Below are 25,882 nucleotides of genomic sequence, written 5' to 3' on the forward strand. Positions count from 1 at the left end.
AGGCTATAGGCGGAAGAACACACAGCATATTCTGATTCAACAGACAGAAAGTCAAAGTCAGGCATCTCTTGGCTTTGACTTTTTTTCTTGCCCGGGATAAAAGGAATTGAAAAAACATAATTCAAAATGATACAATCTAATTTATGTGAGAAATTCGGGAGAGTGAAGCGAGATGAGTAAGCGTGATTACTATGAAGTGCTTGGGGTAAGTAAGAGCGCTTCAAAGGATGAAATCAAAAAAGCCTATCGGAAGCTTTCAAAAAAATATCATCCTGATATCAATAAAGAATCCGGAGCAGATGAAAAATTCAAAGAGGTAAAAGAAGCGTACGAAGCGCTCTCAGACGACCAAAAACGCGCTCAATATGACCAATTCGGCCATACAGACCCTAACCAGGGATTCGGCGGCGGTTTCGGAGGCGGCGGAGACTTCGGCGGCTTCGGTTTCGATGACATCTTCTCAAGCATCTTCGGAGGCGGCACGAGACGCCGTGACCCGAATGCGCCGCGGCAAGGCGCGGATCTGCAGTATACAATGACCCTGTCATTTGAAGACGCGGCTTTCGGAAAAGAAACGATCATTGAAATTCCGCGCGAAGAGAATTGCGAAACATGTAAAGGGTCTGGCGCGAAGCCGGGAACAAAGCCGGATACGTGCTCGCACTGCGGAGGTTCAGGCCAGCTGAACGTCGAACAGAACACGCCGTTTGGCAAAGTGGTTAACCGAAGAGTCTGCCACCACTGTGAAGGAACAGGAAAAATCATCAAAAACAAGTGTTCTGACTGCGGCGGCACGGGCAAAGTGAAAAAACGGAAAAAAATCAATGTCACGATTCCTGCCGGTGTGGATGACGGACAGCAGCTGCGCGTTCCGGGCCAAGGTGAACCGGGCGTGAACGGAGGGCCTGCGGGAGATCTGTTTGTCGTATTCCATGTGCGCGCCCACGAGTTCTTTGAGCGCGACGGAGACGATATTTATTGCGAAATGCCGTTAACGTTTGCCCAAGCGGCACTCGGAGACGAAGTGGAAGTGCCGACGCTTCACGGAAAAGTGAAATTGAAAATACCTGCCGGCACACAAACAGGCACGAAATTCAGATTAAGAGGCAAAGGCGTTCAGAACGTCCGGGGCTACGGACAAGGCGACCAGCACATTGTCGTCCGCGTCGTCACACCGACGAATCTGACAGACAAACAAAAAGACATCATCCGCGAGTTCGCTGAAGTCAGCGGAAACCTGCCGGATGAACAAGAAATGAGTTTCTTTGACAAAGTAAAACGCGCATTTAAAGGCGAGTAATGATTGGATAGGAGTTGGTAGTTTTGAAATGGTCCGAAATCAGCATTCACACAACACATGAAGCGGTCGAACCCATCTCAAATATTTTGCATGAAGCTGGTGCGAGCGGGGTTGTCATCGAAGATCCGCTTGATTTAATGAAAGAGCGTGAGAATGTTTACGGGGAAATCTACCAGCTCGACCCCAATGATTACCCCGATGAGGGTGTCATTGTCAAAGCGTATCTGCCGATCAACAGTTTCCTCGGCGAAACGGTGGACGGCATTAAAGAGACGATTAATAATCTGCTTTTGTACGACATTGATTTGGGCAGAAACAAAATCACCATTTCTGAAGTGAATGAAGAAGAATGGGCAACAGCTTGGAAAAAGTATTATCATCCTGTGAAAATTTCTGAAAAGTTCACGATCGTTCCCACATGGGAAACGTACACACCTGTTCATACAGATGAACTGATTATCGAAATGGACCCGGGTATGGCATTCGGTACCGGAACGCATCCGACAACAGTTCTGTGCATTCAGGCGCTTGAACGTATCGTTCAAAAAGGCGACCGTATCATTGATGTCGGCACCGGTTCAGGAATTTTAAGCATCGCGGCCGCCATGCTTGAGGCCGAATCGGTTCATGCGTATGACCTTGATCCGGTCGCTGTTGAAAGCGCGCGTCTGAATGTGAAATTGAACAAAGTGAGTGATACGGCCGAAGTGAAGCAGAACAATTTGTTAGACGGCATCACGGGCGAACATGATGTCATTGTCGCAAATATTTTGGCAGAAGTGATTCTCCGCTTTACATCACAGGCGTACGACCTGCTCAAAGACGGAGGCCATTTTATCACTTCAGGCATTATCGGCCAGAAAAAACAGGAAGTAAAAGAAGCGTTGGAAAAAGCCGGCTTTACTATCATAGAAATTCTGTCTATGGAAGATTGGGTCAGCATCATCGCGAAAAAATAACAGTTAGTAGGTGTCACAGCGTATGCAACGATATTTTATCGAGCTCACGAAGCAGGAGATGGACGAAACTCCTGATTTTCAAATCACGGGGGAAGACATCCACCATATAGCGAACGTCATGAGAATGAGTGCGGGAGACCGGATTATCTGCTGTTCGAAAGACGGCCATGAAGCGTTTTGCCTGCTTAAAGAGGTTTCTAAAGATCATATATCATGCAGCATTGCTGAGTGGACGGGTGAAAACCGTGAACTGCCTTTGAAGATCAGGATCGCAAGCGGCCTTCCGAAAGGTGATAAGCTTGAATGGATTATCCAAAAAGGGACCGAGCTGGGGGCAAGTATGTTCATCCCTTTTCAAGGCGCCAGATCCGTTGTTAAGCTAGACGACAAAAAGGCAAAGAAAAAACGGGAGAGATGGGCGAAAATCGCGAAGGAAGCGGCGGAGCAATCGTACCGCAATGAAATTCCCGAAGTGAAAACCGTTCATACGTTCCGGCAGCTGCTTGAAATGGCGGAGAATGTCGATAAATGTGTCGTTGCATACGAGGAGTCATCAAAGCAGGGAGAAACGGGCGCTTTCGCCGCGGAGCTCAAAAGCCTTCCGCAAGGTTCGTCTCTTTTAATCGTATTCGGCCCTGAAGGCGGTCTGACTGAGTCTGAAGTTCATCAGCTTTCAGAAAAAGGCGCCGTCTTATGCGGCCTCGGACCGAGAATTTTACGGACTGAAACTGCGCCTCTTTACGCGTTAAGCGCAGTTTCCTATCATACAGAGTTATTAAGAGGTGATCAGTAATGGCAACTGTTGCTTTTCATACCCTTGGCTGCAAGGTCAACCATTATGAAACAGAAGCAATCTGGCAGCTGTTTAAAGATGCGGGTTATGAACGAAAAGAATTCGAACAGACAGCAGATGTATATGTCATTAATACATGTACGGTAACAAACACGGGAGATAAAAAAAGCCGTCAAGTCATCAGACGGGCGATCCGCCAAAATCCTGACGGCGTCATCTGCGTAACAGGGTGCTATGCGCAAACCTCTCCGGCAGAAATAATGGCCATCCCGGGTGTTGACATCGTCGTCGGCACGCAGGATCGTGAAAAAATGCTCGGTTACATTGAGCAGTACAGGGAAGAGCGCCAGCCGATCAACGGCGTCGGCAATATTATGAAAGCACGCGTGTTTGAAGAGCTGGATGTTCCCGCTTTTACTGACCGCACAAGAGCGTCGTTAAAAATCCAAGAGGGCTGCAACAACTTCTGTACGTTCTGCATTATCCCTTGGGCGCGCGGCCTGCTTCGTTCCCGCGATCCGGAAGAAGTCATTAAACAGGCGCAGCAGCTGGTGGATGCCGGCTATAAAGAAATCGTCCTGACGGGGATTCATACGGGCGGCTACGGCGAAGATATGAAAGATTATAATTTCGCCAAGCTTCTCCGCGAGCTTGATACACGTGTAGAAGGATTGAAGCGGATCAGAATTTCATCTATTGAAGCAAGCCAAATCACTGATGAAGTAATTGAAGTGCTGGATGCGTCTGATAAAATCGTCCGTCACCTTCATATCCCGATTCAGTCAGGATCAAACACCGTTCTGAAACGGATGAGACGCAAATATACGATGGAATTTTTCGCGGACCGTTTAAATAAGCTGAAAGAAGCGCTGCCGGGTCTAGCCGTCACATCTGATGTCATCGTCGGTTTCCCGGGTGAAACGGAAGAAGAATTTATGGAAACATACCGGTTCATTAAAGAACATAAGTTTTCAGAGCTTCACGTATTCCCTTACAGCAAACGCACCGGAACACCTGCGGCCAGAATGGAAGACCAGGTTGACGAGAACGTGAAAAACGAACGGGTGCATAAGCTGATCGCGCTGTCTGACCAGCTTGCAAAAGAATACGCCTCCGATTATGAAGGAGAGGTTCTGGAAATCATTCCTGAAGAGACGTTTAAAGAGTCTGATGAAGACGGCATGTTCGTCGGCTATACGGACAATTACATGAAAGTCGTCTTCAAAGGCACGGAAGATCTAATCGGCAAACTTGTCAAAGTCAAAATTCAAAAAGCGGGCTATCCGTACAATGAAGGACAATTCGTCCGCGTCGTTGAGGATGAAATGACCCGAAACATGCGCATGTCTTCATAACATATGTAAAAAAACCGGTGCCTTCCCGCATCGGTTTTTTTACGGTTTCGGAGGAATCAGCCTGTCAATCAGCCGGTAAAACAAATGTGTGAACGGCAGAAACAATAGGGCGGTGACTACGTTAAATAACAGGCTGAAATGCGCAATCATCTGCGCGGGATCATCAGACAGGCGCTCCGTAAAACCTGCTGATGCGGACAGGAAGGGAAATACGAGCAGCACGCCGAGAATATTAAACACAACGTGAGCACCGGCGGTCTGTCTGGCGGCATAACCGCCTGAAACAGCAGCCATGACGGCCGTGACGCATGTCCCGATATTAGATCCCAGAACGACGCTGACCGCTTGTTCAATGCCGATCACCCCTTCGTTCATAAAACTCATCAAAATGCCGATGCAGACGGAGCTTGAATGAATGATTGCCGTCAATATCATACCGATAAAAAGAGCGGACCAGCTCGAATCATTCACATGTCGCAAAACCTCCGCCCCCGCCTTCATTTCTGTCAGCGGAACGGCGAGCCGGCTGAAGCATGTGATGCAAAAAAAGATGATGCCGAGACCGAGGAAGCTTATGCCGATCTGCCTGAACGGATATTTACGGAGGAGGATAAACACAAGGCCTCCGATAAAAAGCACCCAAATGAGCACATCCATCTTTATGGCTAAAAACTCCGTCGTAAACGTGGAGCCGACATTCGTGCCGAGAATCATCGGAATGGTCCGTTTAAAAGATAAAGCGCCTGCGCTGACAAAGCCGATGACAATGACCATGAAGGCTGAGCTGCTCTGAAGAAAACCAGTGAACACGATGCTTATGAGAAAAGCTTTCAAAGGGTGGTCGGTAAATAAGAGCAGGCTTTTCTCAATTTTTGAATACGTTAATGCGATCAGCCCCTGCCTGAGCAGGCTCATTCCGAGTAAAAAAACCAGGATAAGTGCGGTAAAGAGAATCAGTATCATCAAACGAAACACCCCTTTCCATCATTATATAGACAAGCAGCCTTATTCATGACGGAAAAGTGAGCTCGCTTAGTTGACCTGACTGATGGCTTATATTATAATGTCAAAGTACATGTTTATATATGTATCTTTTTAAAGGTAGTCGATTGGTGTATTCGGAGGGAGGGAAAGAGAATGTCAAAAACGGTCGTTAGAAAAAACGAATCGCTTGAAGATGCTCTTCGTCGCTTCAAACGCAGTGTATCAAAGACAGGTACTTTGCAAGAAGCAAGAAAGCGCGAATTTTATGAAAAACCTAGCGTAAAGCGCAAGAAAAAGTCAGAAGCTGCTAGAAAACGCAAATTCTAAAAGAGGGTGGATTTATGAGTCTTCTTGAGCGACTTAACCAAGATATGAAGCTGTATATGAAAAGCCGTGAGAAAGACAAACTGACTGTCGTTCGAATGGTGAAAGCTTCACTTCAAAACGAAGCAATTAAGCTTAAGAAAGACAGTTTGACCGAGGATGAGGAACTTACTGTCCTATCTCGTGAACTTAAGCAACGTAAAGACTCCCTCCATGAATTTTCAAACGCTAATCGTTTAGATTTAGTAGATAAAGTTCAAAAAGAGCTGGACATTTTAGAAGTTTATTTACCGAAGCAGCTTTCTGAAGAAGAGCTGCAGACAATCGTAAATGAAACCATCGCTGAAGTCGGTGCGAGCTCCAAAGCGGACATGGGCAAAGTGATGAGTGCTATTATGCCTAAAGTAAAAGGTAAAGCTGACGGCAGCGTAATTAACAGACTCGTCAGCAGTCAATTATCTTAATTGACAAGAAAAAAGACATCTTTCCTTGAGAGATGTCTTTTTTTATACATAAAAAAATGAAACTAAAGTACATTTGTTACGTATATAAAGAAGAACGAAACGGGAAGGAGGGTATATTTGCCTTGTTCCGAAAAAAAACCGGAATTGCTGTTGCTCTATTGGGCTTATTTGTATTATCTTTATTAGGGGTTCAATTGAACGTGAAAGCTGATCACCCATCGGTTTATGTCATCCCGGTTGAGAAAAATGTCGAACAGGGGCTCGCCTCGTTTTTATCGCGTTCTTTCAAAGAAGCGAAGGAGTCCGGCGCGTCACACATTATTCTTGACATCAATACACCGGGAGGCGCCGTTCAATCAGCCTTGGATATTGCGGATATCATCGGCCGCGCGGATGTGCCTGTTACCGCTTACGTTAATAAACGGGCGCTTTCTGCCGGAGCGTATATAGCGCTTCAGGCAGATGAAATCTACATGGCGCCGGGCGGAAAAATGGGTGCCGCAGCCATCATCGACGGAAAAGGAAACGCGGCGGACAAAAAGGCCCAATCACTGTGGCATGCAGAAATGGAGGACGCAGCGGTTAAAAACAACCGAAATCCGAAATACGCCCTGGCCATGGCAGATCCCGCCATTAATGCAAAGGAAGCGGGCGCCCCAAAGGGAAAACTGCTGACACTGACAGCTGAAAAAGCCAAGGAAGTCGGATATTCGGAGGGCACGGTTTCAAACCTTGATGCTCTATATACAAAGCTCGGTTTTGACAAAGCGGATGTTCACCATGCAGAAGAAGGTTTCGTCGGCAAACTGGGCCGATGGCTGACAAATCCGTTTGTTGTCCCCGTCTTATTAACGCTTGCTTTGCTTGGTTTGACCATTGAATTGTTCTCGCCGGGCCTCGGGATACCGGGTGCCGTCGGACTGACGGCCATGCTGCTGTTTTTCACCGGGCATATCGCTGCCGGATTCGCCGGCTATGACAGCGTATTCTTATTTTGCGCGGGCTTCGTTTTTATCCTTTTAGAGATATTCCTGCCCGGAGGCATAATCGGTCTTATCGGTATTGCAGGCGTCATCGCGAGCCTCTTTCTCGCTGCGGGTAGCTTTACCGTAATGGCGGTTTCTCTCTTGATCGCCATTGCTGTGTCTATTACAGCCTTTATCATATTAACAAGGGTGTTGGGGAAACGAATGAAATTCTTTAAAAAATTAATATTAACTGATTCAACAAGCACGGAGAGCGGTTATGTTTCAAATCAGAACCGGACGGAGCTGTTGGGAAAAGTCGGCGTTACCGCTACAGCCCTCAGACCGTCAGGCACCGTCATTATTGATGATGAACGTCTGGATGTCGTCTCGGAAGGATCATTCACTGAAAAAGACAGACAGGTGAAAGTAGTGAAAGCGGAAGGCTCACGCATTGTCGTGAGAGAAATATAGATGATAACCTTGAGGAGGAATTAGATGGAACTGTCAAGTTTGGCGATTTTAGCATTAGTTGCTGCTGCCATTATTGTGTTAGCCATATTCTTCACCTTTGTACCGGTGATGCTATGGATTTCGGCGCTTGCGGCAGGAGTCAGAATCAGCATTTTCACTTTGGTCGGGATGAGGCTGCGGCGCGTCATACCAAGCCGCGTTGTCAATCCGTTAATTAAAGCGCACAAAGCCGGCCTATCCGCAACAACAAATCAGCTCGAAAGCCATTATCTGGCCGGAGGTAATGTCGACAGGGTGGTCAATGCCCTGATTGCGGCACAGCGCGCCAATATTGAGCTGACATTTGAACGCTGCGCAGCCATTGACCTGGCCGGGCGTGATGTATTGGAAGCCGTACAGATGAGCGTCAATCCGAAGGTCATTGAAACACCGTTTATCGCGGGTGTCGCCATGGACGGAATTGAAGTAAAAGCAAAAGCCAGAATCACGGTAAGAGCCAATATTGAGCGCCTTGTCGGAGGAGCGGGAGAAGAGACGGTTGTCGCCCGTGTCGGAGAAGGGATTGTCTCGACAATCGGTTCTTCACACAATCATAAAAAAGTACTTGAAAACCCTGATATGATTTCGCAGACCGTACTTGGCAAAGGGCTGGATTCAGGCACTGCATTTGAAATTCTTTCGATTGACATCGCCGACGTTGATATCGGCAAAAACATCGGAGCGATTCTTCAGACGGATCAGGCAGAAGCAGACAAAAACATTGCGCAGGCCAAAGCGGAAGAGCGCCGCGCCATGGCGGTCGCCCAAGAGCAGGAAATGCGCGCTCGCGTAGAAGAAATGCGTGCGAAAGTCGTGGAAGCAGAAGCCGAAGTGCCGCTTGCGATGGCAGAAGCGTTGCGTGAAGGAAACATCGGCGTCATGGACTATATGAACATAAAAAATATCGACGCGGATACGGACATGAGGGATTCTATCGGCAAGCTGACGAATGACCAGCAAGATGAAGACCAACAATAACCTCTCTATTAAGGAGGGAGCCGCTATATGCACGAGATTCTGACAAATCCGCTCGTCATTGCCGCCGTCATCGGCATTATATCGGCAATATTCGGCAAGAAAAACAAAGATGAAAAATGTCCGCCGGGTACACGTCCCGGAAATCAGGCAAAAAAGCAGGATCAAAAACAGCCGCAGAAAGAGCATAAGCCGGAAGCGGAAGAATTGCCTGCCGTTTCAGAAGAGAACCCTTTTGAGCAAAAAAGAAGGGAAGCTGAACAGCGCCTTTCGGAGACGGAGCAGATGTTTAACGGGCTTGAACATAAGCTGACATCCCCACGCGCACGAAACGCGTCTCTGAAGAAATCAGCCCTCAAAATAAATAAAGAAACTGCGGTCCAAGGCATTATATTCAGTGAGGTTTTGGGGCCGCCCCGTGCAAAAAAACCGCACCGGACCATGCGGAACATCGGTAAAAAATAAAGTGTTAGAACCCCTTTTCAAATCATACATATGAGATGAAAGGGGGTTCTTTTTTTATGGGGCAAAGAAAGAATCGTGTAAAGGCATGGCTGACAAGAGCATTGGAAATTCCCCCGGACGTTATGATGGATCTGCCTCGTATTACGATGGTCGGCAGACTTCATATCTACATAGAGAATCACAGAGGCCTCCTGCTGTTCAGCGAAGAAGAAGTCAGGCTGATGCTCAAGCAGGGGCAGTGTATCATATCAGGAAAAAACTTGGTCATTAAGGCAATCCTTCCTGAGGAAATCCTTTTGGAAGGCACGATAGATCACGTACGATATGTCGATTCATAAAGCCGGGGGGAAATAATGTGAAAAACAAATGGCTGTCATTTTTTTCGGGTAAAGTCCAAATGGAAGTCAAAGGAAAAGGAATTGAACGGCTGCTGAATGAATGCACGAGAAACGGAATCGCCATCTTTGCGGTGAAAAAAAAGCAAGACTGTGTTCTGCTGATGATTCAGCTTCAAGATGTACATGCTTTCAGAAGAGTCATCAGAAAACATGAATGCAAAGCAAGCTTTACAAAAAGAAAGGGTCTTCCCTTTCTGCTTCTCAAATCAAAATTAAATCTGGGTTTCACTGCGGGATTTGTGATATTTTTTGTTATATTGTTTCTTTTGTCCAACATGATTTGGGAAATTGATATTAAAGGGGCCAAGCCAGAGACCGAGCATCAGATGGTAAAGCACCTTGAAGAAATCGGTGTAAAAAAAGGCCGTTTGCAATTTTTAATGATGACGCCGGAGAAAATTCAAAAATCATTAACAAACGGTATCGATAATATTACGTGGGTCGGTGTGGAATTGAACGGGACAGCCCTTCATATGAAAGTGGTCGAAAAAAACGAACCGACAAAAGAAAAGTACGTGAGCCCCCGCCATATCGTTGCCAAAAAGAAGGCGGTCATCAAAAGGATGTTCGTGCAAAAGGGGCAGCCGATGGCTTTTGTGAACGATCATGTTGACAAAGGACAGCTCCTCGTCTCAGGACTGATCGGAAATGAAGACCGGAAAGTTGCCTCAAAAGCGGAAATTTACGGAGAAACATGGTACAAGTCAGAAGTAACCGTGCCTCTTGAAACATCATTTACGCTATATACGGGTAAAGTAAGGACGAAGCACAAGCTGTCTTTCGGATCATGGGGCGTGCCTTTTTGGGGCTTTGAATTTAATGAGAAGCCGCTGAAACATCCGAAAACAGAGGAAGAAAAGCATCCGTTTCAATTTCTGGGGATGAAGCTTCCGGTTTCTTACGTTCAAGAACAGACAAGAGAAAGTGAAACATCCGTGCGGACTTATACGAAAGGCGAAGCGGTTCAGGCCGGTATCAAAATGGGAAGACAAGATGTAGAAAAGCGATTAAACGGCAGCGGAGAGGTGGAAAGTGAAAAAGTTTTGCACCAATCCGTTGAGAATGGTAAAGTAAAGTTGATTATTCTCTACCAAGTTATAGAAGATATCGTTCAAACCACACCTATTGTTCAGGGAGACTAAAGAATGGCAGAACATTTACTTGCGATTAATCACAAACTGAAAAGCCCGGACGAAGCACTTTCTTTGTTCGGCAGCCAAGATGCTTTTTTACATTTAATGGAGAAGGATCTGGGCATTAGCCTCATCACACGCGGTGAAACCATTTACGTTTCCGGGAATGATGAAACATTTGAGATCGCTGACAGATTATTGGGCTCGCTCCTTACTTTAATTCGCAAGGGGATCGAGATTTCGGAACGTGATGTGCTGTATGCCGTGAAAATGGCAAAAAAAGATGAACTGGACTATTTTGAAAGCATGTATGAAGAGGAAATAACGAAAACGGCTAAAGGCAAACCGATCCGTGTCAAAACCATCGGCCAAAGAGAATATGTGGCGGCGATGAAGAAAAACGACATGGTGTTCGGCATCGGGCCGGCGGGAACCGGCAAAACTTATTTGGCGGTCGTAAAAGCGGTGCACGCTTTAAAAAACGGCCACATTAAAAAAATCATTTTAACAAGACCCGCTGTGGAAGCCGGCGAGAGCCTCGGCTTTCTGCCCGGAGATTTAAAGGAAAAAGTAGATCCTTATCTGCGCCCGCTGTATGACGCGCTCCATGATGTGCTCGGAAGCGACCATACGGAGCGTCTTATGGAAAGAGGGGTTATCGAAATCGCCCCGCTTGCCTATATGAGAGGGCGGACGCTTGACGACGCGTATGTGATTCTTGATGAAGCCCAGAATACCACTCCCGCTCAAATGAAAATGTTTTTGACGAGATTGGGTTTTGGCTCTAAAATGATCATTACGGGCGACGTAAGCCAAATTGACCTGCCGAAAGGCGTCACATCGGGACTTGCAGTAGCGAAGGACATGCTGAAGGACGTAAACGGCATCTCCGTGATTGAACTTGACCAGACAGATGTGGTCAGGCATCCGCTTGTTGCAAAAATTATTGAAGCTTATGATAAGCAAAAGTAATGCAAAAATGACCCGATCTCCCGTTATCGGGTCATTTTTATATGATGTGTTCCTGATGTTTCAGGGAGGAGGTTCTTGTTTTGAAAAAGAAGGGAAAGGGCAAAAGCGCCCGGGAACGGTTCCGCAGTTTCAGACATGCCCGCTCAGCCCATGTGCTGCTGTACCTGCTGCTTTCAGCGATCATGTTTGGTTTGCTCTTTATTCATGTAAAACCTGAATCACTTAATTTGGATTTGTTTGCAGTCAGTGATAAGACGATTTACGCGCCCGCCACAGTGGAAGATCAGCAGGCGACGGAATCGAAAAAGCAGGCGGCCGAAGATGCGGTGGAAGACCAATACACTCTGAAAAAAGGCTATACCGACAACCGGCTTGACCTGATCACTTCCATTTTTGACAGCATCGGCGAAGTGAAAAAAGATGCGGAAAAAGACAAAAAGTCACCTTCGGAAAAATCACTGGTAAAATCGGTGAAAAACAAGCTGACACAGGATGTCAATGAATCCGTCTCGGAAGATGCCATTAAATCGCTTCTCCATGCAAACAATGAAGATTTCTCATTTGTGAGGGATTCCGTCATTACCGCGGTGAATACGGTGATGAGCAGTGAAATTCCTTCTGAAAAGCTTGCTGAAGCGAAGGATAAGGTCGCAAAAGAGCTGAAAAGCGCTTCTGTGCCGTCAAAATATTTAGCGGCTGCGACTGAAATCGGAAAATACGCGGTCATCCCGAATTACGTATTTGATCCGAAAGCGACCGATGAGAAACGCCAGGAAGCGTCAGACAGCGTCCAGCCGGTACAGATCAAACAGGGACAGGTTCTCGTGGAAGAGAATGATCTGATCGACCGGGAAGTATACAGGAAGCTTGAACTGACGGGTCTTTTGAATAATTCCAACCTGTTAAAACCGATCAGCGGTCTGCTTCTGATGATCGGTCTGTTTATCGCCACGCTTGTCTACTATTTTGAGAAACAGCAGCAGGAGCTTAAGCTGAAAAATAAATCTCTTTTGCTGTTTTCTATCATTACAACGCTTATTCTCGTCATTATGGAAGTCGTCAGTCTCTTTCAGAAGATTGAATACACCAATATCGGCTATCTTGTGCCGATCGCCGCCGGCGCGATTTTAATCAGGCTGCTGCTCAATGAAAGGCTCGCCATTTTAGGAAGCATCATTCTGGCGATCTGCGGCAGTATGATGTTTAATCAGGGTGTGACGGGAACATTTAATTACGTCATCGGCATTTACTATTTAATCAGCAGCATTTCAGGCATTCTGTTTTTGGGAAAACATAATGCGAGATCAAAAATATTGCAGACGGGACTGTTCGTCTCATTTATTAATATGATTATCGTGCTGTCGCTTTTATTAATACAAAATACGGCGCTGTCACCGGTTGAAATCGGAACGCTGATGCTGATGGGGGTCGTCTCGGGACTTGCTTCATCCGTTTTGATTATCGGTCTGATGCCGTTTTTTGAGACGGGATTCGGCATTCTTTCAACGATGAGACTGATTGAACTGTCTAATCCGAATCATCCCCTGCTTCGAAAGATTTTAACGGAAACACCCGGTACATATCATCACAGCGTCATGGTGGCAAATCTATCGGAAGCGGCTTGTGAAGCCGTAGGGGCAAACGGTCTTTTAGCACGGGTCGGAGCGTATTATCACGATCTCGGCAAAACGAAACGTCCGCAATATTTTATTGAAAATCAGATGAATATGGATAATCCGCATGACAAGCTGTCTCCGCAGCTCAGCAAAAATATCATTATCGCACATACGACAGACGGTGCGAATATGCTCAGAAGCTATAAGTTTCCGAAAGAGCTTGTGGATATCGCGGAGCAGCATCACGGAACGTCCCTTTTGAAATTCTTTTATTATAAAGCGAAAGAAAAGGGCGACCAGATTACAGAGAAAGAGTTCCGCTACCCGGGGCCGAAGCCGCAATCGAAAGAAGCGGCTATTATCTCAGTGGCCGACAGCGTTGAAGCCGCCGTCCGTTCCATGCATAACCCCAATCCCGAGCGGATCGAAAAACTGGTGCGGGGAATTATATCCGACAAGCTTCAGGACGGACAATTCTCAGAATGTGATCTCACGTTCCGAGAACTGGATACGATCGCAAAAACACTATGTGCGACTTTAAAAGGAATTTTCCACTCCCGGATTGAATATCCGGAGGCTACGAAGAAGGTGAAATAAATGGGTTTACTCATAGATATTATTGATGAAACGAACAGCGTCTCAGCTGATGCGCTCCAAGAAGTGGAGAAGCTGCTCCAATTCGCGGCGGAAAAAGAAGGCGTTCAGGATCAGGCTGAAGTATCGGTCACGATTGTGACAAATGAGGAAATCAGAGAAATCAACAGAGACTACCGGGGAAAAGACACTCCGACTGACGTCATTTCGTTTGCGCTTGAAGAAGAAGGCGAAGACGAGGTTGAAATCGTAGGCGCCGACATGCCGCCTGTTTTAGGAGATATTATCATCAGCGCTGACAGAACGAAAGAGCAGGCGGAAGAGTACGGCCATTCATTTATGAGAGAGCTCGGTTTTCTGGCCGTCCACGGCTTTTTGCATTTGCTTGGCTATGATCACATGACAAAAGAAGAAGAGGAAGAAATGTTTTCAAAGCAAAAGGATTTGCTGGATGAGTATGGACTCACGAGATCATAAAAACGAGTGGAGCAGGTTCCTGAAGAGCTTTGTCCATGCATGGAGGGGAATCTGGAAAACGGCGCGGTCAGAGCGGAATTTTCAATTTCATATTACCGCGGCCTGCGCCGTTATCGTTTGCGGTTTTCTCACCGGGCTGAGCACAGCCGAATGGGCCGTTGTTTTGATGCTGATCGGAGGGATGCTTGCTTTGGAGCTTTTAAATACGGCGATAGAGCATGTTGTGGATTTAGTTACCGATCAGTATCACCCGCTCGCAAAAGCGGCAAAGGACGCGGCCGCCGGAGCCGTTTGCGTCTTTGCCGTAATATCGTGTATCATTGGTTTACTCATCTTCTTGCCGAAGATATGTTAGCAGAAGATTCTTACAATTATTTTACATTGCCAAAAATGGGCGTGAAAAACCAATCATAATTATGTAAAATAAAAGTGACAGCGGTATCATACAGGATAAAGGTAAGAGAGGAATTAAGTACACATGAACAGACAAGAATTGATTGCAGAAGCATTAAAAGCGCGGGACACAGCGTATGTGCCGTATTCAAATTTCAGAGTGGGAGCCGCTCTTCTTACCAAAGACGGAAAAGTGTACAGAGGCTGCAACATTGAAAATGCGGCATACAGCATGTGCAACTGTGCTGAACGCACGGCGATATTCAAAGCTGTTTCCGAGGGGGATACGGAATTTGCGATGCTCGCCGTGGCTGCGGATACTCCGGGACCGGTTTCGCCGTGCGGAGCCTGCAGGCAAGTAATTTCCGAGCTGTGCTCAAAGGATATGCTTGTTATTCTGACCAACTTACAAGGACAAATAAAAGAAATGACTGCGGAAGAATTATTGCCGGGCGCATTTTCATCGGAGGATTTACATGACGAACGAAAGCTTTAAATCAGGATTTGTATCTATCATCGGAAGACCGAACGTAGGAAAGTCTACCTTTTTAAACAGGGTCATCGGTCAAAAGATCGCCATCATGAGCGACAAACCCCAGACGACAAGAAATAAAGTCCAAGGAGTGCTGACAACCGGCACGTCGCAGACCATTTTTATTGATACACCGGGCATTCACAAACCAAAGCACAAGCTTGGCGACTTTATGATGAAAGTGGCGCAGAATACGCTGAAAGAAGTTGACTTGGTGTTATTTATGATTAACGCCGAAGAAGGGTACGGAAAAGGCGACGAGTTTATCATTGAAAAGCTCGGACAGACGTCCACGCCGGTCTTTCTGATCGTAAACAAAATTGATAAGATCCACCCTGACCAGCTGCTTCTGTTAATTGATGAGTACCGTACGCGCTATCCGTTTAAGGAAATCGTGCCGATCTCAGCTTTGGAAGGGAACAACGTCGAAACCCTTCTCGCGCAGATTGAAGCGTATTTACCGGAAGGGCCTCAGTTCTATCCGAGCGATCAGGTGACTGACCATCCCGAGCGGTTCATTATTTCTGAACTGATCAGGGAAAAGGTGCTCCATCTGACAAGGGAAGAAGTGCCGCACAGCATCGCTGTCGCCATCGAGTCCATTAAAGGGCAGGAAAACGGCTCCGTCCATGTCGCCGCCACCATTGTGGTCGAGCGGGATTCTCAAAAAGGCATTGTCATCGGCAAAAAAGGAGCGCTTCTGAAAGAAGTCGGCAAAAGAGCGCGGGCTGATATTGAAGCTCTTTTGGGCTCACGCGTTTACCTGGAATTATGGGTGAAGGTGCAGAAGGACTGGCGGAATAAAATGTCTCAGCTGCGTGATTTCGGCTTTAAAGAGGATGAATATTAATTCATCTAAGGCGCATGCCTGAGGTGTGAGATTACCTCACAGAAGCAGGGATTCGTTAGCAAAATTTGTTTAACATGAAAAGGAGGACATCAGGTCAAGATAAGGGTAAGAATTTGGATTGCAAAGCTAGTTTAATGATGAAAGGTGGGTTTTTTGTGTTGAATTTTACCTGGAACGTATTTTCTCAAACAGGAAGTGTTGATACGTACCTTCTTTTTAAAGAACTGGAAAAAGAGAACCTGGAAAGACCCGAAGAACCGGAAGATGAGCTAGCCCGAATTGATTTTCCAATTTTGTAAACCTCTTGGCCCCTCCCGTTGTTGGAAGGTGCGGAAATGCTGACTAAATGTGAAGGAATCGTGCTCCGTACGAATGACTACGGGGAGACGAATAAAATCGTGACATTGCTGACGAGGGAACACGGCAAAATCGGCGTCATGGCAAGGGGCGCCAGGAAGTCAGCCAGCCGGCTGTCAGCAGTCAGCCAGCCGTTTTTGTACGGGTCATTTTTAATGCAAAGAACATCCGGACTCGGCACGCTCCAGCAGGGTGAAATGATTCTCAGCATGAGAACGATCAGAGAAGATTTATTTTTGACGGCGTATGCCGCTTTTATCGCTGAACTCACTGACAAAGGAACGGAAGAGAAGAAACCGAACCCCTATTTATTCGAATTGATTCTCGAATCCTTTAAGAGGCTGAATGACGGGACTGACCCGGACGTGATCACCTTCATCGTGCAGATGAAAATGCTCGGCGTCATGGGGCTGTATCCGGAGCTGAATCATTGTGTCCACTGCAAAAGCGGGGAAGGGACGTTTCATTTTTCGATAAGAGATAACGGGTTTATCTGCCACCGCTGCTTTGAAAAGGATCCGTACAGAGTTCCGATTTCGCCGCAAACGGCAAGGCTGCTAAGGCTTTTTTATTACTTTGATATCGGAAGGCTCGGCAGCGTCTCGTTAAAACAGGAAACCAAAAACGAAATTAAACGGGTCATTGATCTGTATTACGAGGAATATTCAGGACTTTATTTAAAGTCAAAACGGTTTTTAGATCAGATGGAAAGCATGAAGAACCTTTTGGATGAAAACAAAAGTTGACATTCTGCCCATCTTTTTATATGATCATTTATTATAAAATATGTTGCAGTGACAGAAAGAAGTACTTGCGTCCAACTCATACAAGCGACCTTAGGGCAGTGTAAGCTAAGGATGAGCGCGCAACGAAAGGCATTCTCGAGCAACCCTTTAAAAAGAGGCTGAGTGATTCACATCCTCAGCAACTAGGGTGGAACCGCGGGAGAACTCTCGTCCCTATGTTTGCGGCCGGCAAGCATAGAGACGGGAGTTTTTTGGTTGCCGCCGCACTTGTAAAAGAATGGAGAAAGTGGAGGTGCTTGAAATGAACATTCAAGATATGATTTTAACCTTGCAGAAGCACTGGTCGAATGAAGGCTGTGTGCTCATGCAGTCGTATGATGTGGAGAAAGGCGCAGGCACAATGAGCCCGTATACATTTTTACGAAGCATCGGGCCGGAACCGTGGAGAGTGGCTTACGTTGAGCCGTCCAGACGGCCTGCGGACGGACGGTACGGTGAAAACCCGAACAGGCTCTATCAGCATCACCAATTCCAAGTCATTATCAAGCCGTCGCCTGATAACATTCAAGAGCTTTACCTTGATTCATTGCGTGCGCTCGGCATTGACCCGCTTGAACATGATATCCGTTTCGTAGAAGACAACTGGGAAAACCCGTCTTTAGGCTGTGCAGGTCTCGGCTGGGAAGTATGGCTTGACGGGATGGAAATTACTCAGTTTACATACTTCCAGCAGGTGGGCGGAATTGAATGTAAACCGGTATCCGTTGAGATCACATATGGTATTGAACGTCTCGCGTCATATATTCAGGATAAAGAAAACGTCTTTGATCTTGAATGGACGTCAGGATTTACTGTGAAAGATTTATTTATGATGGCTGAATATGAGCATTCCGTTTATACTTTTGAAACATCTGACGTGGATATGCTTTTCCATTTGTTCAGCACCTATGAAAAAGAAGCGATCAGACAAATGGATAACGGGCTCGTGCATCCGGCCTATGATTATGTGCTGAAATGCTCTCACACATTTAATCTGCTCGATGCAAAAGGCGCGATCTCGGTGACAGAGCGGACGGGTTATATCGGCCGTGTCCGCAACTTAGCGAGAAAAGTGGCAAAAACGTATTATGAAGAACGGGAAAAATTAGGGTTCCCAATGCTTAAAGAGGAGGGCTCTTCCCATGAGTAAACAAGACTTGCTTTTAGAGATCGGACTCGAGGAAATGCCGGCGCGGTTTTTACATGACAGCATGGTGCAGCTCGGTGAAAAGCTGACCGGCTGGCTGGCTGAAAAAAATATCGCCCACGGCGAAGTGAAACTTTTTAATACGCCGAGACGTCTGGCAGTATATATAAAAGACGTAGCAGAAAAACAGGCTGATATTCAGGAAGAAGCAAAAGGCCCGGCGAAAAAAATCGCTCAGGATGCTGACGGAAACTGGACAAAAGCCGCTATCGGATTTTCAAAAGGCCAAGGCGCCGAAGTGGATGACCTGTATATAAAAGATGTAAACGGCACGGAATATGTCTTCGTTCAAAAATTCCAGGCGGGACAAGAGACGAAGACACTTTTACCGCAGCTGGAAAATTTGATTGCCGGAATGCATTTTCCGAAAAACATGCGCTGGGGCACGCAGGATCTGCGCTATATCCGTCCGATCAAATGGATTGCCGCTCTCTTTGGGAAAGACGTCATCCCGTTTGAAATCACAAATGTCGAGACGGGCCGGCACACGCAGGGACACCGCTTTCTCGGCCAAGAAGTATCTGTTGATGCACCGGCATCATACGAAAAGCTGCTGAAAGAACAAAGCGTCATTGCTGACCCGAAAGAACGCAAACAAATGATCCAAAGCCAGCTGGACGCGCTTGCGGCCGAGAAGAAATGGAATATTCCGATCGATGAGGACCTGCTGAACGAAGTCAACCATCTGGTGGAATACCCGACAGCGCTTTACGGATCTTTTGAATCCGAATTTCTTTCTATCCCTGAAGAAGTGCTTGTAACAACAATGAAAGAGCATCAGCGCTACTTCCCGGTAAAAGATGAAAACGGAAATCTGCTGCCTCATTTTATTACGGTAAGAAACGGGAACAGCCATGCAATTGAAAATGTTGCCCGCGGAAACGAGAAAGTGCTGAGAGCAAGGCTTTCAGATGCTGCGTTCTTCTACAAAGAAGACCAAAAGCTGAACATTGATGAAAACGTGAAGAAACTGGAAAATATCGTTTTCCATGAAGAGCTCGGCTCCCTTGGAGATAAAGTAAGAAGAGTGGCCGCCATTGCGGGCAAACTTGCCGTCCGCCTGAAAGCGGATGAACAGACGCAAAAACTTGTGAAGCGCGCCGCAGAAATTTCTAAATTTGACCTGGTTACACATATGATCTATGAGTTCCCTGAGCTTCAAGGCGTAATGGGAGAAAAATATGCGCGCATGCTCGGTGAAGATGATGCCGTCGCTGCCGCTGTCAATGAGCACTATATGCCGAGAGCGGCCGGGGGAGAAGTGCCTTCAACCTTTACCGGCGCGGTCGTGGCTTTAGCTGATAAACTGGACACGATTGCTTCCTTCTTCAGCATTGACGTAATTCCGACAGGTTCTCAGGATCCGTACGGATTGCGCCGTCAGGCAAGCGGCATCGTTTCCATTCTGATCGACCGCAATTGGAGCATTTCGTTTAAAGAGCTGCTGTCATTGACAGAAACGGAAAAAGAAAATGAGCTCCTCGATTTCTTTACACAGCGTCTGAAATACGTCTTAAACGCTGAAGACATCCGTCATGACGTTATTGAAGCCGTTCTGGACAGCACAGAGCTTGAGCCGTATGCAGCCGTTCATAAGGCAAGAGTGCTTGAGAAGCACCTTGGCACACCCGGCTTTAAAGAAACGGCTGAATCACTCGGCCGGGTCATCTCCATCAGCAAAAAAGGCGAGAGCCGCGATGTCAAGCCGGATCTGTTTGAAAATGAACAGGAGAAAAAGCTGTTTGACGCTTATCAAAAAACAAAAGACAGTGTCGGGGAAAGCTTTGCCTCCAAAAACTATGAACAGGCGCTTGCCGTGCTCAGCGGATTAAAGGAGCCGATCGAAGACTACTTTAATCACACGATGGTAAATGCGGACGATGAAACATTAAAAACCAACCGTTTAGCGCAAATGACCGCTCTTGCAGATGTGATCAAGTCTTTTGCTAATATGAATCATCTTATTGTAAAATAAAGAAAAAGACGGTTGCTGTGTGATCGGCAATCGTCTTTTCCCCTTTTACATAAACATCACAGAATGAAAACATAGATAAAGAAACCCTTCCATAAAGGTGGTGAGTACGATCGAATTAAATAAACGGCAAGAACAAATTTTACAGATTGTAAAGGAAAACGGCCCGATTACCGGAGAGCATATCGCAGAACAGCTCAATTTAACGAGGGCCACGCTGCGGCCGGACTTGGCCATACTCACCATGTCAGGCTTCTTAGAGGCCCGTCCGCGGGTCGGTTATTTTTATACGGGGAAAACGGGAAATCAGCTGCTTGCGGATAAACTGAAAAAGCTGCAAGTGAAAGATTTTCAATCGATCCCTGTTGTCATCAATGAGAATGTCTCGGTATACGATGCCATCTGCACCATGTTTTTAGAAGATGTCGGCACGTTATTTGTCGTAGATCGTGATGCTGTCTTAGTCGGTGTGCTGTCACGCAAAGATTTGCTGCGGGCGAGCATCGGCCAGCAGGAACTTGCCTCAATACCGGTTCATATTATCATGACAAGAATGCCGAATATCGCCGTCTGCCGGCGTGACGATTATGTGATGGACATCGCCAAGTATTTAATTGAAAAACAGATCGATGCCCTGCCCGTTATTAAAGATACGGATAAAGGCTTTGAGGTCATCGGCCGGTTTACCAAAACGAATATGACTAAGATACTTGTCAGTTTATCAGAAAATGAAATCATATAAGCTTGAAAACTAACGGGGGGATAACATGGACAATCGCATCATTTATGTAGTATCAGACTCAGTCGGAGAAACCGCCGAACTCGTTGTAAAAGCCTCGCTCAGCCAGTTTAACGGCTCAGCCGATGATACGCATATCAGAAGAATACCTTATGTGGAAGATATCGGCACCATTAATGAAGTCGTGTCTCTCGCCAAAGCGGACGGCGGCATTATTTGTTTTACGCTCGTTGTTCCTGAAATGCGCAAATACCTGGTTGAACAAGCGGAAAAAGCGAATGTGCTGTATTACGATATTATCGGTCCGCTCATCGATAAAATGGAATCGGCTTACGGTCTGACCGCCAAATATGAACCGGGCCGCGTCCGTCAGCTTGATGAAGATTATTTCAAAAAGGTCGAGGCGATTGAGTTTGCCGTCAAATATGACGATGGCAGAGATCCAAGAGGCATTTTAAAAGCCGATATCATCCTGCTCGGAGTATCCAGAACGTCTAAAACCCCATTATCACAATATCTTGCCCATAAGCGTCTGAAAGTGGCCAATGTGCCGATCGTTCCTGAGGTCGATCCGCCGGAAGAACTGTTCAGCGTTGATCCGAAAAAATGCATCGGCTTAAAAATCAGCCCTGATAAACTGAACCATATACGAAAAGAACGGTTAAAATCTCTCGGCTTAAATGACAAAGCCATTTACGCCAATATCAACAGAATTAAAGAAGAGCTGGAGTATTTTGAGAAAATCGTGGACCGGATCGGCTGCCAAGTCGTTGACGTTTCGAATAAAGCGGTCGAGGAAACAGCGAACATCATTCATCATCTCAAAACAAAGGGCCGATAACTCAGGACGCTTTATCCTGGGTTTTTGGGTATGCAAATAGGGAATAAACAAAAAGGATGGCATCTTCGCGAAGTTTGTATTATAATAAAAAATTGTGATAAAATGTTTATTTTTAGGTTTAAGCTTCGTGTGATACGAATAAACTATTATGGGTAAGATGTCAAGAATAACTCCCGGAAATTTTTCGACAAAGCTCAAAATAGATCCGCAGTCATGGAGCATATGCGATTTCGCTTGTTTTTATGCAGGAGATTGATGGAGGGATGGAGAATTAGTCTTCTAAATGAAAAAGAAAAGACGATTTTTGTCGATGCAGACGCATGCCCCGTAAAAGAGGAAATAATGCTCATTGCATCGCAATACAGCGTTCGGGTTATTTTCGTCGCATCATTTGAACACTACCAGCTTTCCAGAAGCAAAGACGAGAACTGGGTATACGTTGATCCTCATAAAGAAGCGGCAGATTTATATATCGCAAACCATGTGAGATCGGGAGACGTCGTAGTCACGCAGGATATCGGTTTAGCCTCTCTTTTGCTGAACAGAAATATTGCCGTCTTATCGGAAAGGGGCCGTTCTTATACTGAAGACACGATTGACTTCGCTCTGATGAGCCGTCATATGTCAGGCAAAATGAGAAGAAGCGGCATTCATTCCAAAGGACCTAAAAAATTAAATAAAGAAGATCGGAATCGATTTGTTACCCTGCTTAAAAAAATCCTGTCGAATGATGAAGGGATTTCAAATCAAAGCATCGAATAATGTACGACGGAGTGTTATAAGATGGGAAACCGCATACCAGATGAAGTAGTTAATCAGGTGCAGCAGTCAGCAGACATTGTTGAAGTCATAGGTGATTATGTCCAATTGAAAAAGCAAGGCCGCAACTACTTTGGGCTCTGTCCGTTTCACGGGGAAAACACGCCCTCGTTTTCCGTCTCCAGCGATAAGCAGATCTTTCATTGCTTCGGATGCGGTGCGGGCGGGAACGTTTTCTCTTTCTTACGGCAGATGGAAGGCTATTCATTTACGGAAGCTGTTTCTCACCTTGCGGATAAATATCAGATTGATTTCCCTGATGATATAACGATTCACTCTGCATCCAGGCCTGAATCTTCCGGAGAGCAGAAGATGGCGGAAGCCCACGAGCTTCTGAAGAAATTTTACCATCATTTGCTAATAAATACAAAGGAAGGCCAGGAAGCGTTAGATTACCTTTTATCAAGGGGTTTTACGAAAGAGCTCATAGATGAGTTTGAAATCGGCTACGCGCTGGATTCCTGGGATTTCATGACGAAATTCTTGAAAAAGCGCGGTTTTGAGGAAGAACTGATGGAAAAAGCGGGTCTGCTGATCAGAAGGGAAGACGGCAGCGGGTATTTTGACCGTTTCAGAAACAGAATTATGTTTCCCATTCATGATCACCACGGAGCCGTGGCGGCTTTTTCAGGAAGGGCGCTCGGAAGCCAGCAGCCGAAATATATGAACAGCCCGGAAACGCCGCTGTTTCATAAATCTAAGCTGCTGTATAACTTTCATAAGGCGCGCCTGCCGATCAGGAAAGAGGAGAGAGCCGTTCTGTTTGAAGGCTTCGCTGACGTCATATCCGCCGTCAGCTCAGGCGTAAAAGAAAGTATCGCCACAATGGGGACGTCGCTCACCGAAGAGCATGTGAAAATCCTCAGGAGAAATGTTCAGGAGGTCATTCTCTGCTACGATTCGGATAAAGCCGGGTACGAAGCTACGCTGAAAGCGGCCGGCCTGCTCCAGAAAGCCGATTGTAAGGTAAGAGTAAGCATGCTGCCTGACGGGCTTGATCCTGATGATTATATCAGAACCCGGGGCGGAGAAAAATTCCGGACCGAAATCATTGATGCAAGCGTTACGGTCATGGCTTTTAAAATGCAGTATTTCCGCAAAGGGAAAAACTTATCTGACGAAGGAGACCGGCTCGCTTACATGAAAGAGGTGCTGAAAGAAATCAGCGCTCTTTCCGGGTCGCTTGAGCAGGAAATGTATGTGAAGCAGCTCGCCTCGGAATTTTCTCTTTCGGTAGAATCTTTGACGGAACAGCTTTCCATCTACGCCAGACAAAACGCCCCCGGCGACAAAAACGCCGAACCGCAGACAAGACGGGCCCGGGTGACGACAAAAGCGAAACGGCGCCGTCTCCGTCCCGCCTATGAGAACGCGGAAAGACTTCTGCTCGCTCATATGCTGAGAGACCGAAACGTCATAAAGAAAGTGATTGAGCGTGTCGGCTTTGAATTTAACATTGACGGACATCGTGCGCTGGCAGCATACCTGTACGCTGTTTATGAAGAGGGCGCTGACATGACGCCGCAGCATCTTATGGCGAGAATGCAGGATGAGGAAATCAGCCAGCTGCTTTCAGATATAGGGATGCTCCAAGTAAACGAGGAGCTCTCAGAGGCCGAGTTATCCGATTACGTAAAAAAAGTGTTGGATCACCGAAAATGGTCAATGATAAAGGAAAAAGAAGCAGAAAGAGCGGATGCGGAGAGGCAGAAAGACTTCGTGAAAGCTGCGTCTCTGGCTCAAGAAATTGTTGCATTGAACCGATCATTAAAGTAACACCAAAAAGAGGCTTGCGTTCTGATTGGCAATGATTCCTTGCGGAGGAGCAAATAGATCGCTTAACCTCATCATGAATTGTCATTTATTATCCGCAGCCCTGCATGCTGAAAAAGAGAGAAGGCTTCCGGGGCGGATAAGAAACATACCGCTTTTAGAATTCGTTGCAAGCTTTGGAAGGAGGGATCCATAATGGCTGATAAACAAACCCACGAAACAGAAACAGAACTTACATTAGACCAGGTAAAAGAGCAGCTTACTGAAACTGGAAAAAAACGTGGCGTTTTAACATATGAAGAAATTGCTGAACGCATGTCCAGCTTTGAAATTGAATCAGACCAAATGGATGAGTATTATGAATTTTTAGGAGAACAAGGTGTTGAATTAATTAGTGAAAATGAAGAAACGGAAGATCCTAATATTCAACAGCTTGCCAAAGCCGAAGAAGAATTTGACCTTAATGACCTCAGCGTACCGCCTGGTGTAAAGATCAATGATCCAGTCCGCATGTACCTTAAGGAAATCGGACGGGTAAATCTTCTTTCTGCTAAAGAAGAAATCACCTACGCTCAAAAAATTGAAGAGGGTGACGAGGAATCTAAACGCAGACTGGCTGAAGCAAACCTTCGTTTAGTTGTCAGCATTGCTAAACGGTATGTCGGCCGCGGCATGCTTTTCTTAGACTTGATCCAAGAAGGAAACATGGGTCTCATGAAAGCAGTCGAGAAGTTTGACTACCGTAAAGGATATAAATTCAGTACGTATGCGACTTGGTGGATCAGACAGGCGATTACACGCGCCATCGCTGACCAGGCGAGAACAATCCGTATCCCGGTTCACATGGTGGAAACCATCAACAAATTAATCCGGGTGCAGCGTCAGCTTCTTCAGGATCTTGGCAGAGAGCCGACACCGGAAGAGATTGCTGAAGACATGGATCTGACGCCTGAAAAAGTCCGTGAAATATTAAAAATTGCTCAAGAGCCTGTTTCTTTAGAAACGCCGATCGGTGAAGAAGACGATTCACATCTCGGTGACTTCATCGAAGACCAGGAAGCGACATCTCCGTCGGATCATGCGGCATATGAGCTTTTAAAAGAACAGCTGGAAGATGTGCTGGATACGTTGACAGATCGTGAAGAAAACGTGCTGCGTCTCCGTTTCGGTCTGGATGACGGGCGCACAAGAACTTTGGAAGAAGTCGGCAAAGTGTTTGGAGTAACGAGAGAGCGTATTCGCCAAATTGAAGCAAAAGCGCTTCGCAAATTGAGACATCCGAGCAGAAGCAAACGTCTGAAGGATTTTCTCGAATAGAATGGAACGG

26 protein-coding genes and 1 pseudogene are annotated in these 25,882 nt (G+C 46.3%); 26 read left to right on the top strand and 1 reads right to left on the bottom strand.

Annotated elements, in window-relative coordinates:
• The first annotated feature begins 172 nt into the window (after nt 1–172).
• Genes dnaJ through mtaB form a run of 4 tightly spaced genes read left to right on the top strand, consistent with a single transcriptional unit; the run spans nt 173 to nt 4,407 of the window.
• Entirely contained in the window at nt 173–1,300 is a 1,128-nt protein-coding gene (gene dnaJ, locus ACWHAR_RS02305; protein WP_003152895.1) for a molecular chaperone DnaJ, read from the top strand.
• A gap of 23 nt (nt 1,301–1,323) precedes the next feature.
• Entirely contained in the window at nt 1,324–2,259 is a 936-nt protein-coding gene (prmA, locus tag ACWHAR_RS02310; RefSeq protein ID WP_014418413.1) for a 50S ribosomal protein L11 methyltransferase, read from the top strand.
• A gap of 22 nt (nt 2,260–2,281) precedes the next feature.
• Nucleotides 2,282–3,052, top strand: coding sequence for a 16S rRNA (uracil(1498)-N(3))-methyltransferase (locus tag ACWHAR_RS02315; RefSeq protein WP_032873965.1), 771 nt, complete (start codon nt 2,282–2,284; stop codon nt 3,050–3,052).
• Entirely contained in the window at nt 3,052–4,407 is a 1,356-nt protein-coding gene (mtaB, locus tag ACWHAR_RS02320) for a tRNA (N(6)-L-threonylcarbamoyladenosine(37)-C(2))-methylthiotransferase MtaB (RefSeq protein WP_015417847.1), read from the top strand. The genes ACWHAR_RS02315 and mtaB overlap by 1 nt, the downstream gene beginning before the upstream one ends.
• A 39-nt stretch (nt 4,408–4,446) precedes the next feature.
• On the opposite strand, the gene ACWHAR_RS02325 is transcribed toward mtaB, so the two are convergent.
• Nucleotides 4,447–5,373, bottom strand: coding sequence for a Na/Pi symporter (locus tag ACWHAR_RS02325; protein WP_007408277.1), 927 nt, complete (start codon nt 5,371–5,373; stop codon nt 4,447–4,449).
• Between the two features lie 171 nt (nt 5,374–5,544).
• On the opposite strand from ACWHAR_RS02325, the gene rpsU reads away from it, so the two are divergent.
• From rpsU to rpoD, 22 genes and pseudogenes are all read left to right on the top strand, one after another.
• Entirely contained in the window at nt 5,545–5,718 is a 174-nt protein-coding gene (rpsU, locus tag ACWHAR_RS02330) for a 30S ribosomal protein S21 (RefSeq protein WP_003152957.1), read from the top strand.
• 14 nt (nt 5,719–5,732) lie between these two features.
• Complete coding sequence (locus ACWHAR_RS02335; protein WP_007408278.1) at nt 5,733–6,179, top strand: GatB/YqeY domain-containing protein; 447 nt, start codon at nt 5,733–5,735, stop codon at nt 6,177–6,179.
• A gap of 122 nt (nt 6,180–6,301) precedes the next feature.
• Nucleotides 6,302–7,618, top strand: coding sequence for an NfeD family protein (locus ACWHAR_RS02340; protein ID WP_032873967.1), 1,317 nt, complete (start codon nt 6,302–6,304; stop codon nt 7,616–7,618).
• A 24-nt stretch (nt 7,619–7,642) separates the two neighbouring features.
• Complete coding sequence (gene floA, locus ACWHAR_RS02345; RefSeq protein ID WP_014418409.1) at nt 7,643–8,635, top strand: flotillin-like protein FloA; 993 nt, start codon at nt 7,643–7,645, stop codon at nt 8,633–8,635.
• 27 nt (nt 8,636–8,662) lie between these two features.
• A complete protein-coding gene (locus ACWHAR_RS02350) occupies nt 8,663–9,097 on the top strand; it encodes a hypothetical protein (RefSeq protein WP_032873969.1) in 435 nt (144 codons plus the stop codon).
• Nucleotides 9,098–9,153: 56 nt separating this feature from the next.
• Nucleotides 9,154–9,435, top strand: a complete 282-nt coding sequence (gene yqfC, locus ACWHAR_RS02355; RefSeq protein ID WP_003152966.1) for a sporulation protein YqfC — start codon at nt 9,154–9,156, stop codon at nt 9,433–9,435.
• A 17-nt stretch (nt 9,436–9,452) separates the two neighbouring features.
• Nucleotides 9,453–10,677, top strand: a pseudogene (gene yqfD, locus ACWHAR_RS02360) (sporulation protein YqfD).
• Nucleotides 10,641–11,600, top strand: a complete 960-nt coding sequence (locus ACWHAR_RS02365; RefSeq protein ID WP_007408283.1) for a PhoH family protein — start codon at nt 10,641–10,643, stop codon at nt 11,598–11,600. Before yqfD ends, ACWHAR_RS02365 begins: the two are co-directional and overlap by 37 nt.
• Before the next feature lie 80 nt (nt 11,601–11,680).
• The gene (locus ACWHAR_RS02370) at nt 11,681–13,813 is read left to right on the top strand and encodes an HD family phosphohydrolase (RefSeq protein ID WP_007408284.1); all 2,133 of its coding nucleotides are present in this window, start codon (nt 11,681–11,683) and stop codon (nt 13,811–13,813) included.
• Nucleotides 13,814–14,287 carry an rRNA maturation RNase YbeY gene (ybeY, locus tag ACWHAR_RS02375; protein WP_032873971.1) on the top strand — a complete coding sequence of 158 codons (474 nt, stop codon included), beginning with the start codon at nt 13,814–13,816 and terminating at the stop codon, nt 14,285–14,287.
• Entirely contained in the window at nt 14,268–14,642 is a 375-nt protein-coding gene (locus ACWHAR_RS02380) for a diacylglycerol kinase family protein (RefSeq protein WP_015240233.1), read from the top strand. The genes ybeY and ACWHAR_RS02380 overlap by 20 nt, the downstream gene beginning before the upstream one ends.
• Nucleotides 14,643–14,765: 123 nt before the next feature.
• Nucleotides 14,766–15,176, top strand: coding sequence for a cytidine deaminase (locus ACWHAR_RS02385; RefSeq protein WP_003152976.1), 411 nt, complete (start codon nt 14,766–14,768; stop codon nt 15,174–15,176).
• Nucleotides 15,157–16,062 carry a GTPase Era gene (gene era, locus ACWHAR_RS02390; protein WP_007408285.1) on the top strand — a complete coding sequence of 302 codons (906 nt, stop codon included), beginning with the start codon at nt 15,157–15,159 and terminating at the stop codon, nt 16,060–16,062. The genes ACWHAR_RS02385 and era overlap by 20 nt, the downstream gene beginning before the upstream one ends.
• Nucleotides 16,063–16,217: 155 nt before the next feature.
• Nucleotides 16,218–16,361: a YqzL family protein gene (locus tag ACWHAR_RS02395; protein WP_007408286.1), complete on the top strand. Its 144-nt coding sequence runs from the start codon at nt 16,218–16,220 to the stop codon at nt 16,359–16,361.
• Nucleotides 16,362–16,397: 36 nt separating this feature from the next.
• Nucleotides 16,398–17,165 (top strand): DNA repair protein RecO, encoded by a 768-nt coding sequence (gene recO / locus ACWHAR_RS02400; protein WP_007408287.1) that lies wholly within the window; start codon nt 16,398–16,400, stop codon nt 17,163–17,165.
• Between the two features lie 301 nt (nt 17,166–17,466).
• Entirely contained in the window at nt 17,467–18,354 is an 888-nt protein-coding gene (glyQ, locus tag ACWHAR_RS02405; RefSeq protein WP_003152984.1) for a glycine--tRNA ligase subunit alpha, read from the top strand.
• The gene (gene glyS / locus ACWHAR_RS02410; protein WP_032873973.1) at nt 18,347–20,386 is read left to right on the top strand and encodes a glycine--tRNA ligase subunit beta; all 2,040 of its coding nucleotides are present in this window, start codon (nt 18,347–18,349) and stop codon (nt 20,384–20,386) included. The genes glyQ and glyS overlap by 8 nt, the downstream gene beginning before the upstream one ends.
• Nucleotides 20,387–20,486: 100 nt before the next feature.
• The gene (ccpN, locus tag ACWHAR_RS02415; RefSeq protein WP_003152989.1) at nt 20,487–21,125 is read left to right on the top strand and encodes a transcriptional regulator CcpN; all 639 of its coding nucleotides are present in this window, start codon (nt 20,487–20,489) and stop codon (nt 21,123–21,125) included.
• Between the two features lie 25 nt (nt 21,126–21,150).
• Nucleotides 21,151–21,963, top strand: coding sequence for a pyruvate, water dikinase regulatory protein (locus tag ACWHAR_RS02420; protein ID WP_003152991.1), 813 nt, complete (start codon nt 21,151–21,153; stop codon nt 21,961–21,963).
• Between the two features lie 255 nt (nt 21,964–22,218).
• On the top strand, nt 22,219–22,725 hold the full coding sequence (locus ACWHAR_RS02425; RefSeq protein ID WP_007612647.1) for a YaiI/YqxD family protein: 507 nt from the start codon (nt 22,219–22,221) through the stop codon (nt 22,723–22,725).
• A 21-nt stretch (nt 22,726–22,746) separates the two neighbouring features.
• Nucleotides 22,747–24,558: a DNA primase gene (gene dnaG, locus ACWHAR_RS02430; protein WP_032873975.1), complete on the top strand. Its 1,812-nt coding sequence runs from the start codon at nt 22,747–22,749 to the stop codon at nt 24,556–24,558.
• Nucleotides 24,559–24,750: 192 nt separating this feature from the next.
• Nucleotides 24,751–25,872, top strand: a complete 1,122-nt coding sequence (gene rpoD, locus ACWHAR_RS02435; RefSeq protein WP_003152998.1) for an RNA polymerase sigma factor RpoD — start codon at nt 24,751–24,753, stop codon at nt 25,870–25,872.
• The last annotated feature ends 10 nt before the right edge of the window (nt 25,873–25,882 follow it).

It is taken from the genome of Bacillus sp. LR--39, assembly GCF_053613335.1.

What these genes read in the sequence shown, in the direction of transcription:
- dnaJ (WP_003152895.1), top strand. Translation starts at nt 173, where the DNA reads ATGAGTAAGCGTGATTACTATGAAGTGCTTGGGGTAAGTAAGAGCGCT.
- ACWHAR_RS02315 (WP_032873965.1), top strand. Translation starts at nt 2,282, where the DNA reads ATGCAACGATATTTTATCGAGCTCACGAAGCAGGAGATGGACGAAACT.
- mtaB (WP_015417847.1), top strand. Translation starts at nt 3,052, where the DNA reads ATGGCAACTGTTGCTTTTCATACCCTTGGCTGCAAGGTCAACCATTAT.
- rpsU (WP_003152957.1), top strand. Translation starts at nt 5,545, where the DNA reads ATGTCAAAAACGGTCGTTAGAAAAAACGAATCGCTTGAAGATGCTCTT.
- ACWHAR_RS02335 (WP_007408278.1), top strand. Translation starts at nt 5,733, where the DNA reads ATGAGTCTTCTTGAGCGACTTAACCAAGATATGAAGCTGTATATGAAA.
- floA (WP_014418409.1), top strand. Translation starts at nt 7,643, where the DNA reads ATGGAACTGTCAAGTTTGGCGATTTTAGCATTAGTTGCTGCTGCCATT.
- ACWHAR_RS02350 (WP_032873969.1), top strand. Translation starts at nt 8,663, where the DNA reads ATGCACGAGATTCTGACAAATCCGCTCGTCATTGCCGCCGTCATCGGC.
- yqfC (WP_003152966.1), top strand. Translation starts at nt 9,154, where the DNA reads ATGGGGCAAAGAAAGAATCGTGTAAAGGCATGGCTGACAAGAGCATTG.
- ACWHAR_RS02365 (WP_007408283.1), top strand. Translation starts at nt 10,641, where the DNA reads ATGGCAGAACATTTACTTGCGATTAATCACAAACTGAAAAGCCCGGAC.
- ybeY (WP_032873971.1), top strand. Translation starts at nt 13,814, where the DNA reads ATGGGTTTACTCATAGATATTATTGATGAAACGAACAGCGTCTCAGCT.
- ACWHAR_RS02380 (WP_015240233.1), top strand. Translation starts at nt 14,268, where the DNA reads ATGGACTCACGAGATCATAAAAACGAGTGGAGCAGGTTCCTGAAGAGC.
- ACWHAR_RS02385 (WP_003152976.1), top strand. Translation starts at nt 14,766, where the DNA reads ATGAACAGACAAGAATTGATTGCAGAAGCATTAAAAGCGCGGGACACA.
- era (WP_007408285.1), top strand. Translation starts at nt 15,157, where the DNA reads ATGACGAACGAAAGCTTTAAATCAGGATTTGTATCTATCATCGGAAGA.
- recO (WP_007408287.1), top strand. Translation starts at nt 16,398, where the DNA reads ATGCTGACTAAATGTGAAGGAATCGTGCTCCGTACGAATGACTACGGG.
- glyQ (WP_003152984.1), top strand. Translation starts at nt 17,467, where the DNA reads ATGAACATTCAAGATATGATTTTAACCTTGCAGAAGCACTGGTCGAAT.
- glyS (WP_032873973.1), top strand. Translation starts at nt 18,347, where the DNA reads ATGAGTAAACAAGACTTGCTTTTAGAGATCGGACTCGAGGAAATGCCG.
- ACWHAR_RS02420 (WP_003152991.1), top strand. Translation starts at nt 21,151, where the DNA reads ATGGACAATCGCATCATTTATGTAGTATCAGACTCAGTCGGAGAAACC.
- ACWHAR_RS02425 (WP_007612647.1), top strand. Translation starts at nt 22,219, where the DNA reads ATGGAGGGATGGAGAATTAGTCTTCTAAATGAAAAAGAAAAGACGATT.
- dnaG (WP_032873975.1), top strand. Translation starts at nt 22,747, where the DNA reads ATGGGAAACCGCATACCAGATGAAGTAGTTAATCAGGTGCAGCAGTCA.
- rpoD (WP_003152998.1), top strand. Translation starts at nt 24,751, where the DNA reads ATGGCTGATAAACAAACCCACGAAACAGAAACAGAACTTACATTAGAC.